The sequence below is a fragment of the Bacillus sp. FSL K6-1000 genome (assembly GCF_038630785.1).
Lineage (GTDB): Bacteria > Bacillota > Bacilli > Bacillales > Bacillaceae > Bacillus > Bacillus safensis.
Map to the genome: position 1 here is coordinate 1,869,406 of NZ_CP152042.1, position 13,148 is coordinate 1,882,553.

Sequence of the window (13,148 nt, forward strand, 5' to 3'; positions counted from 1 at the left end):
TCCTCTCCCCTTTCTTAATGAGCGAGGGCTGCTTTTTGCCCGTTTGCCGTTTCTTGATTTTTCGGTTTTGTATTTGCTTCAAAGGCAAACATCACCGCTTCTTCATGACTGAGGCCCGCTTGTTTTTGTTCTTCAATGCTTTGAAGCATCATTTTGTAATTTCTCGGAATGACTTTGATAAATTGATCCTTTTCTTGCTCCCAGTTTTCAAGAAGTGCTGCTGCTTTTGAGCTGTTTGTATAATCAAGGTGTTCCTTGATCATTTGCTTCACTTCTTGTTCTTCTTCATGATCTGTGAGCTTTTCAAACATGATCATTTCCATGTTGCACATTCTTTTGAACTGTTTGGCATCCGATGTATGGATGTAAGCCACACCACCAGACATACCTGCACCAAAGTTTTTCCCAACGTCTCCTAAAATGACGACACGTCCGCCAGTCATGTATTCACAGCCGTGATCTCCGATTCCTTCAACAACCACATGTACACCTGAATTACGAACAGCAAATCGTTCACCAGCACGTCCGTTAATATAAGCTTTTCCGCTAGTTGCACCGTAAAATGCGACGTTTCCTACAATGACGTTTTCATGTCCATTTTGTAGAAAATGATCAGACGTTTTAACAGCAATTTTGCCTCCTGAGAGTCCTTTGCCGATATAGTCATTTGAATCACCTGTTAAATAGAGAGACATACCCTTTGGCACAAATGCGCCAAAGCTTTGTCCAGCTGAACCAGTGAATCTTAGTGTGATCGTATCCTCTGGCAAGCCCTCTTCCCCGTAGCGCTTAGATACTTCACTGCCAGTGATGGTTCCGGCCACACGGTTGATATTGCGAATGTTCAATGATAGATCAACTGGTGTTTGATGATTCAGCGCTTCTTGTACATAAGGAAGGATTTCATTCATATCCAGCGATTCATCAATTTTATGATTTTGCGGTGTTCTGAATGTCCGCGCTCCTTCTGGCTGATAAAGCAGTGTTTCAAGGTTTAGCTGCCCTGCTTTCCAGTGAGCTTTTGCTCGTTCACTGACCGCTAAGACGTCCGTGCGACCAATTAATTCATCCATTGATGTAAAGCCGAGTTCAGCTAAGATTTCTCTTACTTCTTCTGCAATAAACATCATGAAGTTCACAATGTGATCAGGGTTACCCATGAATTTTTTGCGAAGCTCTGGATTTTGTGTGGCAACACCGACCGGGCAAGTATCTAAATGACATGCTCTCATCATTACGCAGCCCAGCACGACAAGTGGAGCTGTCGCAAAGCCATACTCTTCTGCTCCTAAAATCGCAGCCATGACAACATCGCGGCCAGTCATTAACTTTCCGTCCGTTTCAAGAACAACTCTCTCACGAAGACCGTTTAGCACAAGGGTTTGATGCGCCTCTGCCAATCCAAGCTCCCATGGAAGTCCTGTGTGTTTAATACTCGTTTTCGGTGAAGCTCCTGTACCGCCGTCATAGCCGCTAATGACAATGACGTCTGCAGTTCCTTTTGCTACACCTGCTGCGATCGTGCCAACGCCTGCTTTAGATACAAGCTTGACACTGATGCGTGCATCACGGTTTGCGTTTTTCAAATCATGAATCAGCTGTGCCAAATCCTCGATGGAATAAATATCATGATGCGGCGGTGGTGAAATTAATCCGACACCTGGCGTAGAACCACGTACATCGGCCACCCAAGGATACACTTTATTTCCTGGAAGCTGTCCGCCTTCTCCCGGCTTTGCCCCTTGCGCCATTTTAATTTGCAATTCATCTGCATTGACTAAGTAATGACTTTTCACACCAAATCGGCCAGAAGCGATTTGTTTAATGGCGCTTCTGCGATCATCACCGTGTTCATCTACTGTAAAGCGGGCAGGATCTTCTCCGCCTTCTCCGCTGTTACTTTTACCGCCAATTCGATTCATCGCAATCGCAAGTGCCTCATGCGCTTCTTTACTTAAAGATCCAAATGACATGGCACCTGTCTTAAAGCGGCGCACGATGGATTCAGCAGATTCAACCTCTTCCAGACGAACCGGCTTTTGTTTTGGCTGAAATGCAAACAAATTTCTGAGGAAGCCGATTCTTTCTTCATCCGCTGCCTTTGTATATTGTTTAAATAGGTCGTAATCTTCATTACGGCATGCCCACTGGAGCGTATGGATCGTTTTTGGATTAAAGGCATGGTGCTCTCCATTTTTTCTCCACTGGAATTCACTGCCTGATTCAAGTGTCTGGTCAGTTGCTGCTTGGTACCCTGCTTCATGACGAAGTTTTGCCTCATGAGCAATGGTGTCAAGATCAATCCCGCCAAGCTGAGAAGCTGTTCCTGTGAAATACTCTTGAATGACGTCTTCACTAATCCCGACTGCTTCAAAGATTTGCGCGCCTCTATAGCTTTGCACAGTGGAAATCCCCACTTTGGACATGACTTTGACGACACCTTCTGTCACGCTTTTACCAAACTTTGTAACAGCTTCATCAAAGCTGATCGAAATCGCTTCGTCTGCAATCAGCTGTTTGTACGTTTCATAGACAAGGTAAGGATGGATCGCATCTGCCCCATAGCCAATCAGTGCGGCAAAATGATGAACCTCTCTCACCTCTCCAGATTCAACGATCAGACTGACCTTTGTCCGCAGACCTTGACGCACAAGGTGCTGATGAAGTGCACTTAGCGCAAGAATTGGTGGAATCGGTACTTTTTGTTCTGTCATTTCACGATCTGAAAGGATTAATAAAGAGACACCTTCTCTAATCGCTTTTTCCGCCTCTTCAAACATCGCATCCAGCCCGCGCTTTAAATCATCGGTGAAAAGTGTATGAATTGTTTTGCTTTTAAAGGCATTATGAACAATCGTTTTCAAGCCGTTAAATTGGCCGCTCGTTAAGACCGGAGTATAAAGTTTAATTCTTCGGCATGAATATTCATTCGGATGTAAAATATCGCCTTCGGCACCTAACCAAGTCATGGTTGATGTCACGAGCTGCTCACGAATGGCATCAATCGGCGGGTTCGTGACTTGTGCGAACAACTGCTTAAAATAAGAAAACAGAGACTGCGCACGATCTGATAACACAGCAAGCGGTGTGTCACTTCCCATTGAACCAATTGGGTCCTTTCCTTCCTCTAGTAAAGGAATTAAATACTTTTGAATGTCTTCGTACGTATAATGGAACGCACGCTGACGCGTCAACAAATCATCCATTATACTAGAATTTTCTGAATTTTCTTCCGAGCGATTGACGTGGACCATTTCTTCATCGAGCCATTTTTGATAAGGAAGTTCATTCGCAATGGTCGATTTCACTTCTTCGTCAGAAATAATTCGTCCTTCTTCTAAATCAATGAGCAGCATTTTGCCAGGCTCAAGACGATCTTTATACTTCACATCTTCTTCATTTGTGTCAATCACGCCGACCTCAGAAGAGAAAATGATATGATCATCATTCGTGACATAGTATCTAGCCGGTCTTAATCCGTTTCGGTCTAAGATGGCCCCGATTTGTTTACCGTCCGTAAAGGAAATCGCTGTTGGTCCATCCCATGGCTCCATGAGAGAACTATGGTATTCATAAAATGCCCGTTTCTCTTTCGACATGTGCGTGTTTTCCGTCCAAGGCTCAGGAATCAGCATCATCGCTGTATGAGCAGGTGTACGGCCTGCAAGCACAAAGAATTCAAAGGCATTGTCTAAAATGGATGAATCACTTCCGTCTGCATTCAGCACTGGCAAAATTTTGTCTAAATCGTCTCCGAAGGCTTCAGATACGAATTGTTGTTCTCTTGCTCTCATCCAATTGATGTTTCCTCTTAATGTGTTGATTTCTCCGTTGTGAATTAAGTAACGGTTTGGATGGGCTCTTTCCCATGTAGGAAATGTATTTGTACTAAATCTTGAATGAACAAGTGAAAATGCAGAAACAAATGTTTCATCCTGTAGATCAAGATAAAAAGCATCGACTTGATCTGATGTTAAAAGCCCCTTATATACGATGGTTTGACTCGACAGGCTGACAAAGTAAAATTGTTTTTCCTCTTTTGTTCCCCAGTTCTCAGCCTGTTTACGGATGACATATAATTTTCTTTCAAATGACAAACGATCTGTGATGTTGTCGTTTGCTCCGATAAAGACCTGCCTCACAACCGGACAGCTCTTCGCTGCGACAGTACCAATTTTCCCAGCATCGACAGGAACCGTTCTCCAGCCAATTAATGTTTGGCCTTCCTGTTTAATGAACCCGTTGATTTTCTGTTCGATGGCTTGACGCGTTTTTTCGTCATCATCTTTTGAAAAGAAGACCATTCCTACCCCGTAACGGCCCTTTTCTGGAAGTGCAAATTCTTTGCAGTTCTTTCTAAAGAAAGCGTCTGGCAGCTGTACCATTAAACCGGCACCATCACCTGTATACGGATCACTGCCTTGCCCGCCGCGGTGATCAAGCTGGCACAGCATTTGTAATCCCTTTTTGACGATGCTATGTGTCGCCTCCCCTTTTAAATGGGCGTACAGTCCGATTCCACATGCATCATGTTCAAATTCAGGACGGTAGAGACCTTGTGGTTGTGGTAGTTGATTATAAGTCATCGTTTCTCTCCCCCGTTTAAAAGATCCGTTTTTCACAGTAATAAAATCTCACAAACTCTGTAACTTATTTTAAGTTTTCAAATTGATATAAACAATATATAATTTAGATCAAAACAATCTCTTTTTGAGATAGATGGGTGTGAAGTGCAAAAATGGAGCTTCGTCAGTTACGTTATTTTGTAGAAGTCGCAGACCGTGAACACGTGTCAGAAGCGGCTGAAAACTTACATGTTGCCCAATCTGCCATCAGCCGGCAGATTGCGAATTTAGAAGAAGAACTTGGAGTGGCCTTATTCGAACGAGAAGGACGAAATATCAAATTAACGAAGATCGGCAGACAATTTTTAGATCATGTCAGAACTGCACTCAAAGCCATTGATTACGCAAAAGAGCAAATTGATGAATACTTAGATCCGCACAAAGGGACGGTGAATATTGGCTTTCCTACAAGTCTAGCAAGCCAAGTGCTCCCTTCTGTCATCTCCGCTTTTAAGCAGGAATATCCTGAGGTCGATTTTTTACTTCGTCAAGGATCCTATAAGTTTCTCATTGAAGCCGTTAAAAATCGTGATATCGATCTTGCCTTTTTAGGACCTGTACCGACAAACGATTCTCAAATAGAAGGAAATATTTTGTTTTCTGAAAGCATTTATGCCCTTTTACCGGTTAGCCACCCCTTTAGCGGACAAAGGAGCATTCATTTAAGTGATTTAAGAAAGGATCATTTCGTGTTATTTCCTGAAGGGTATGTGCTGAGACAAATTGCGGTTGATGCTTGCAAGCAGGCAGGCTATGAGCCTACCATTTCATCTGAAGGAGAAGATTTGGATGCCATAAAAGGTCTCGTATCGGCAGGTATGGGCGTTACCTTATTACCCGAAAGTGCCTTTTATGAAACAACACCGCGATTTACAGTGAAAATTCCGATCGATTTTCCTCAAGTGAGAAGAACGGTTGGCATTATTGCATCTAAAACGCGAGAAATGTCTCCTTCTGCCCATGATTTTTATGTGTTTGTGAAGGATTTCTTTTCTAAAATTGAACAATATAAATAATTCACTAAAACAAGACATTTCATTTGTAGAAATAATCCCTCTTTGTATATGATGGGTTACAGAACAAAAGACTATATGGAAGAAAGGTATTTGTATGAAATCAATTTTATCATTTTTAAAGCCGTATCGGCTGTCCGTTGTGTCCATTGTTATTCTCACCTTTTTAAGCAGTATGCTCCAGCTGTATTTACCGACGTTAACAGCAGATATCGTTGATGTCGGAATCGTCCAGGGAGATATTGCTTACATATGGAAGGTTGGCGGTTGGATGGTGGCTTGTTCTTTACTCGCCATTTTGCTCACCATTTGGAAGTCTTACTTGTCATCAAAGACAGCACTAGGCTTCGGCCGTGATATGAGAAGACAGCTGTTTGTACATGTCGAACAATTTTCATTAGAGGAATTTCAAAAGATCGGCACGTCTTCCTTTATTACAAGATCAACAAATGATGTGAAACAAGTCCAAGATGTGACGATCATGATTTTACAAATGATGACGCGGGCTCCGCTTATGCTTGTGGGAGGAATCATTTTGGCTGTTTCCAGGGATGCTGTCCTGTCTCTTATCTTTTTAGCAGCCCTCCCCCTTCTTGGCGGATTTATTTATTTGGTGTCAAGAAAAGCCATTCCGCTATTTGGCCAGCTTCAGAAAAAAACAGACCGGCTGAATTTAATTATGCGAGAATCTCTTTCAGGCATCCGGGTCATTCGTGCATTTAACCGTGTGGATGATGAAAAGGAGCGATTCCAAGAAGCTAACACCTCCTATAAGGATACTGGCCTTAGAGTCAACCGATTAATGGCTTACTTGTTTCCATTTATGCTGATCATCATGAACTTCACGAATATCGGTATTGTCTGGCTCGGGGCAAACCGAATTGATGCCGGAGAAATGGAAGTTGGGAATCTCATTGCCTTCATTCAATATGCGATGATGATTTTAATGGCACTGATTATGCTGTCGATGAGCTTTATTATGGTTCCAAGAGCACAAGCATCAGCTAAACGTATGAATGAAGTGTTAAACATGGAACCAAAGATTAAAGACAAAGAAGTGTCTATGACTGAGCTTCACGAGCCCGCGCAATCCATTCGCTTTGAGGATGTGTCATTTTATTACTCAAATGCAGAGAAACCGGCCGTTCAAAACATCACGTTTGAAGCCAAAACTGGCGAAACAACAGCCATTATCGGAAGTACGGGTTCTGGGAAAACTACCCTTCTCCAGCTGATGACGCGCTTTTATGAAGTGACAGAAGGCCGGATTACACTAGATGGTGTAGACATTAGAGAGCTGCCACAGGAGAAACTGAGAAACCAGATGGGCTATGTCTCGCAAAAAGCTGTTTTATTCAGCGGAACCATTGCCGAGAATGTGCGCTTTGGCAATCAGGATGCAAGCGATGAAGACGTCTGGCAGGCGCTGCGAACTGCGCAGGCCGAGGAATTTGTTTTGCAAAAAGATGGCGGAATTGATGCAGAAATTGATCAGGGTGGTTCAAATCTATCGGGCGGCCAAAAGCAGCGGCTTTCCATTGCAAGGGCGCTAGTGCGAAAACCATCATTCTATTTGTTTGACGATAGCTTTTCAGCACTTGATTACAAAACAGATGCAAAGCTGCGGGCATCATTAGAAGCAGAAAAAGCACATGCAGCCCTCATCATTGTCGCTCAACGAATCAGCACAGTGAAGCATAGTGATAAAATCATTGTACTTGATGAAGGGAAAATCGCAGGTATCGGAACACACGAACAATTAATAAAGGATAATCTTGTGTACCAAGAAATTGTCGCATCACAGGAAGGTCAGGAGGTGAGCGAGGATGAGTAAGAAAATGTCTTCCGGCATGGGCCATAAAGGCGCCCACCCTAAAGGGCCAGCCGCAAAACCGAAGGAATTTAAGAAAACACTGCTTCGGTTGACAGGCTATTTAAAACCAAGAAAATTTCAGCTGATCATCGTCTTTATTGCAGCAATTGGTTCAACTGTCTTTAATGTCATTAGTCCAAAGCTGCTTGGGGATGCCACCTCTTCCCTATTTGACAGCTTTACGAATGGAACAGCTGTTCAATTTGATGTCATTTCACGAATACTTTTGCTGCTTGTCGTCCTGTACGTCGTTGCTTCTCTCTTTTCATTCGTTCAGCAATATGTCATGGCCGGTGTCTCTCAACAGACCATTGCTGAATTACGCCAGGAAGCAAATGACAAGCTCACACGTCTCCCCCTTCGTTATTTTGATAAAACAACCCACGGGGACACACTAAGCCGTGTGATGAATGATATCGATAATATTAATACATCGCTTCAGCAGGCGCTCACCCAAGTGATTACATCTGTTATTACAGTCATTGGAATTGTCGTGATGATGCTCTTCATCAGTCCGCTGCTTACGCTGCTTGTTTGTTTGACGCTGCCACTCAGCCTGTTTGCGATTCGCGGCATTACGTCATTTTCACAAAAGCATTTTAAAGCGCAGCAAAAAGAGCTTGGGACGATCAATGGACATATTAATGAGATGTTCACAGGTCATCAGACAGTTCGTGCGTATGGCTACGAAAAGAAAGCGATCGATACATTTGATCAATTAAACGAAAAGCTATATGAATCCTCAAGGAAAGCGCAGTTCATTTCTGGTTTAATGATGCCAATGATGACCTTTATCGGGAACCTTGGCTATGTGGCAGTCAGTGTAGCCGGCGGGATTCTTGTCATTAACGGGAATATTCGTGTCGGGGATGTGCAAGCGTTTATCCAATACACACAGCAAATGTCTCAGCCGCTTGTGCAAGCATCAAGCGTCGCAAACTTAGTTCAATCAGCGATCGCTTCTGCTGAAAGGGTCTTTGAAATCCTTGATGAGGAAGAAGAAAGTACCGAAGAAGATGCGGCAATTGATCTTGCATCACTCTCAGGTGCTGTGAGCTTTGAACAAGTTCAATTCGGATATGAAAAAGATCATCCGATTATTAAAGATTTGAATTTAGATGTGCAAGAAGGACAGACTGTTGCCATTGTCGGACCAACGGGCGCAGGAAAAACAACAATCATCAATCTTTTAATGCGTTTTTACGAATTAGATCAAGGCTCCATACGCATTGGCGGTGTCAAAACAACTGATCTCAGCCGTCAGCAAGTACGAGAATTATTTGCGATGGTTCTTCAGGATACGTGGCTCTTTGAAGGAACGATTTACGACAACATTGCCTACGGCAGACAGGACGTTTCCAAAGAGGATGTCATCAAAGCCGCCAAACATGCCTATGCGGATGATTTCATCCGTACACTTCCAGATGGATATGACACACTCTTAACAGAAGATGCCGGCAACCTGTCACAAGGTCAGCGCCAGCTGCTAACCATCGCCCGTGCTATTTTATCTGATCCAAAGATCTTGATATTAGATGAAGCAACAAGCAGTGTGGATACACGGACAGAGATGCATATTCAAAAAGCAATGAATGAATTGATGAAAGGCAGAACGAGCTTCGTGATTGCACACAGACTTTCAACGATCAAGGATGCAGACCTCATTTTAGTTATGAAGGATGGAAGCATCATTGAAAAAGGATCGCACAGCGAACTTTTAAAACAAAAAGGCTTCTATGCAGATTTATATATGAGTCAATTTGCCGAAAATCAAGTTGGTTAACATCAAAAAGAGGGTAAACACGCATGTCACATGCTGTCTACCCTCTTTTCAATTGTTATCTGCTCGCTTCTTCACTTTTACACTGAGCTTCGTTATATACTCTGCTTCATCTTTAGACATGAGCGAATGAAGTAAATACTCCTCAAATACATCTCCATCCAGCAACATGCCCTCTTTCTCGATTTCATCTAATAAATGCGAATAAGCAGATTCAATCTCTTCAAATGTTCCTTGGTCATACATCACCGCATAGAGCCCGCCAGGTTTTTTCACTGCCCTCGGTCCATCCATTCGGCAGAACAGCTGATCTGACTGATGATAGTGGCGCTTACGAAACTGTTCTTTTTTTAAGACAGAACCATTTGCCGCAGCCCCTTTTATGCCAACTTCCTTTAAAAATTCCCCTACAATACGCGATATTTCTTCTACAGGTGTATTTAAGTCGATCGGGTTTGATGCACTTAGTATAACTGGTTCATCTGGCAGCTCTTGAAACAGGACCTCCCCTATTTTCACAGTTGATAATTCATGCGTTGTCTCGATCACCCGCATAAGAAAAGCTTGGATATCTTGCAGTTTTTCAATCTCTTGTTTGACCTTTTCTACTTGGTCGGCCGCCAGGCTTTGCAGTCTCTCGCGAGAAGGTTCTGTGAAATATTGTTTTAACTCTTTGATCGGAAATTGAACAGCCCGCAACGATTGAATCGCAATAAAATGGTCAAATTGCTCAAGTGTATAGTAACGGTAGCCATTTTCATGAACACCAGCCGGCTTAAATAAATCGATTTTATCATAATACAGAAGCGTATCTTTTTTTATATCAAATAGCTTGGCAAACTCTCCAGTGAAAAACGTTTTTTGCACATCATTGATCATGATGAAGGCTCCTCTCTTGACTATGGAGTAACTCCATCCTTTATCATAACATGCAGAAACACCATTACGCAGGGAAAGGATAAGAAAATGAACAAAATAACTCAACATGAAGTGACATTAGCACATGCAAATAAAGAAGATTTCCCTTCTATGAAAAAAGAGCTTCAGAAAGCTTTTACAGCTGGCGTGATCGACGCATTTGGAGATGCAGAGGATGGTCCGATTCCTCCAGATGAAGTGATTGATGAGTCTTTTCATTCCAATGACCACATTGTTTATCATATTATGCTAAATGGTGAAAAGGCAGGCGGCGTTGTTATCAAAATCAACCAAGAGACACATCACAACTCGGTTGATTTGCTATACATCACATCATCCTCTCACGGCCGCGCCATTGGTCAGGCAGCATGGAAAGCCATCGAGGCGCAATATCCAGAAACAATTGTATGGGAGGTTGTGACCCCATATTTTGAAAAACGCAACATTCATTTCTATGTCAACAAGTGCGGCTTTCAAATAGTTGAATTTTATCACTTACACCATCCAGACCCAAACGCACCTCGTGAAGCAGATCGAGGCAATGGCCCTTTAGCACCTGAGGAATTTGAATTTTTTAAATTTGAAAAGGTGATGAAACCAATAACAAAATAATTGAGATCCTTTCAATCACAAAAGTCGATCCTTCTACTATTTTAAGATCGACTTTGTGATTTTTATTAATCTAGCGTTATTTTAAAACCGTCATATGCAAACATCATATCCTCAGGTAAGTATTCACCTCGTTGAATGATGTCTATGTCATGTGATAAGTGTGTTAAGATCATTTTTTTCGGTTGTAACTTTTGTTTCAATTCCATTGCTTCATTCACATCATAAACCGACCTTTTATTGGGCGGCTGATTTTCTTTCCAAAAAGAAGTCCCGAATATTAATGAATCAAGGTGGTAGAAAGGCAACCATTGCTCATCAGTTACTTGAAAGGAATCAGATAAATAGGCCCATTTATATCCATTAATTTTTTGAACTAAAATTCCATAAGACGAACCGTTATGACCGTGATTTACTTTATGAAAAGAAATTTTATTGCCATCACTTACCCATTTCGTTGTTTCTACAAAAGTTAGCCCTTTTCTATTGTTTAAGTAAGGAAATCGCTCCTTTAACTGATTAATTACATCTGGAGGACTCACTATTTGAACTTGTTGATTATGCCAGAAGCATAAATCTGCAAAATCTCCTAAACCACCAATATGATCGTTATGAGAATGAGTTATAAACACAACTGAAGGAATTGTTCTATTATTATAAGTTTGAAACTGGATCTTGAAATCGGGTGAAATATCGATAAGATAGCTCTTGTTGCCTAAATAAAATTCACAACTCGGCCTAGTTCGTTGATTGTCTGGTAAGCCCGATTTACAAACTGGACACTTGCATAACAATCTAGGTACCCCTTGAGCATCGCTTGTTCCATAAAATATAAGTGAATCCATCTCATTTCTCCTTTTATAACTCAGCTAAATTTTTCATTTATTCTTTAACGAAACCTACTATTCTCCATAGTTAATCAACATTTGTAATCAGACTACCAATTATAGTTTTAAAAGTAAATATATAGATTGTGATTTAAATTTTCACTCATTCGTATAAATTCACTAAAAAACACTACCTCATAAAAAGGTAGTGTTTCTTGAATCTTTTCTAGCTTCTAATCTGACCGTCGCCACATAGAAGCAGCTTAGTTGTCGTGAGTGCAGGAAGTCCCATTGGCCCTCTTGCGTGGAGTTTTTGAGTCGAGATGCCGATTTCAGCTCCATAGCCAAGTGCGCCGCCGTCTGTAAAGCGAGTCGATGCGTTATGATAAACAGCCGCCGCATCGACTTCGTTTAGAAACGTGAGTGCATGTTTTTCATCTTCTGTCACGATGGCTTCTGAATGCTTTGTGCCGTACTGATCGATATGGCTGATCGCTTCCTCGATTGAATCGACTACCTTCACTGCAAGATCAAGACTTAAATACTCATCTGTCCAATCCACTTCCCCAGCAGGAACCGCATCTGAAAAGTAAGACTCTGCTGCCTGATCGCCATGTACAGTGACACGGTGCTCCTGCAAAGCTTCATTTAATGAGACTGCATTTTCTTTCAGCCAATCGCGATGAATAATCAGCGTCTCAAGTGCATTACATACAGCCGGACGATTCGTTTTCGCATTGATCACAATCTCAATAGCTTTTTTCACATTCGCGGTTTGATCAATAAAGATATGGCAGTTTCCTGTCCCTGTTTCAAGCACTGGAATAGTGGATTCCTCCACCACTGTTTTGATTAAGGAAGCTCCGCCTCGCGGAATTAACACATCGATCCATTCTTTTAGTTGAAACATCGCCTGAACCGATGAACGGTCTGTTTGTTCAATCAATTGCACCGCATCACGAGGAATTGTTGTTTGATCCAATGCTTCATGAATCACACTGACAATGGCTTTGTTGGAAGAAATAGCGGAGGAACCGCCTTTTAAAATCACTGAGTTGCCTGCCTTTAAGGCAAGGCCTGCTGCATCGACAGTGACGTTCGGTCTCGCTTCATAGATCATCCCGATCACGCCGAGCGGTACTCTTCGGCTTTTCACATGTAAGCCGTTATCAAGAGTCCATTCATCCAATATTTCTCCAACAGGATCTGTTAATCTCGTCACGAGCCGCAAACTTTCAGCAAACTCATGAATTCTTTCTTCATTTAACATTAACCGATCTAAGAGTGCCTCTGAGAAGCCCTTTTCTTTCCCAGCATTTAAATCCTTTTGATTCTCCTGTAAAATGAAGCGGCTTTTTTGCTCTAACGCTTCTGCCATTTTAAGCAGCGCGTCATTCTTTTCCTCTGTCTGAAGTAAACTTAGTTTTTTTGAAACGTGCTTTGCTTTTTTCGCTTTTTCTTTGACCGATGTGACAACTTCAGCTGTCAGTGTCATGGAATTCC

General features: G+C 42.2%; 8 protein-coding genes. 4 read left to right on the forward strand and 4 right to left on the reverse strand.

What is annotated here, in order from left to right:
* Window positions 1-14: 14 nt before the first annotated feature.
* Window positions 15-4,586, reverse strand: a complete 4,572-nt coding sequence (gene gltB / locus MHI46_RS09460) for a glutamate synthase large subunit (protein ID WP_260773773.1) — start codon at window positions 4,584-4,586, stop codon at window positions 15-17.
* Window positions 4,587-4,738: 152 nt separating this feature from the next.
* Between gltB and MHI46_RS09465 the strand changes: the two genes are divergently transcribed.
* The 3 genes from MHI46_RS09465 (at window position 4,739) to MHI46_RS09475 (ending at window position 9,294) form a co-directional block, all read left to right on the forward strand.
* A complete protein-coding gene (locus tag MHI46_RS09465) occupies window positions 4,739-5,641 on the forward strand; it encodes a LysR family transcriptional regulator (protein WP_034280677.1) in 903 nt (300 codons plus the stop codon).
* Window positions 5,642-5,735: 94 nt separating this feature from the next.
* Window positions 5,736-7,472: an ABC transporter ATP-binding protein gene (locus MHI46_RS09470; RefSeq protein ID WP_058837894.1), complete on the forward strand. Its 1,737-nt coding sequence runs from the start codon at window positions 5,736-5,738 to the stop codon at window positions 7,470-7,472.
* Entirely contained in the window at window positions 7,465-9,294 is a 1,830-nt protein-coding gene (locus tag MHI46_RS09475; RefSeq protein ID WP_260773780.1) for an ABC transporter ATP-binding protein, read from the forward strand. Before MHI46_RS09470 ends, MHI46_RS09475 begins: the two co-directional genes overlap by 8 nt.
* A 48-nt stretch (window positions 9,295-9,342) precedes the next feature.
* Here MHI46_RS09475 and MHI46_RS09480 read toward each other — a convergent pair whose 3' ends face one another.
* Window positions 9,343-10,170 (reverse strand): MerR family transcriptional regulator, encoded by an 828-nt coding sequence (locus MHI46_RS09480; RefSeq protein ID WP_260773782.1) that lies wholly within the window; start codon window positions 10,168-10,170, stop codon window positions 9,343-9,345.
* Window positions 10,171-10,257: 87 nt separating this feature from the next.
* Here MHI46_RS09480 and MHI46_RS09485 point away from each other — a divergent pair, with 87 nt between their 5' ends.
* Entirely contained in the window at window positions 10,258-10,821 is a 564-nt protein-coding gene (locus MHI46_RS09485; RefSeq protein WP_260773783.1) for a GNAT family N-acetyltransferase, read from the forward strand.
* Between the two features lie 65 nt (window positions 10,822-10,886).
* Here MHI46_RS09485 and MHI46_RS09490 read toward each other — a convergent pair whose 3' ends face one another.
* Both MHI46_RS09490 and MHI46_RS09495 read right to left on the reverse strand, forming a co-directional pair.
* Window positions 10,887-11,663: an MBL fold metallo-hydrolase gene (locus MHI46_RS09490; protein ID WP_260773785.1), complete on the reverse strand. Its 777-nt coding sequence runs from the start codon at window positions 11,661-11,663 to the stop codon at window positions 10,887-10,889.
* Window positions 11,664-11,871: 208 nt separating this feature from the next.
* Window positions 11,872-13,140, reverse strand: coding sequence for a glutamate-5-semialdehyde dehydrogenase (locus MHI46_RS09495; RefSeq protein ID WP_144464580.1), 1,269 nt, complete (start codon window positions 13,138-13,140; stop codon window positions 11,872-11,874).
* Window positions 13,141-13,148: the final 8 nt, after the last annotated feature.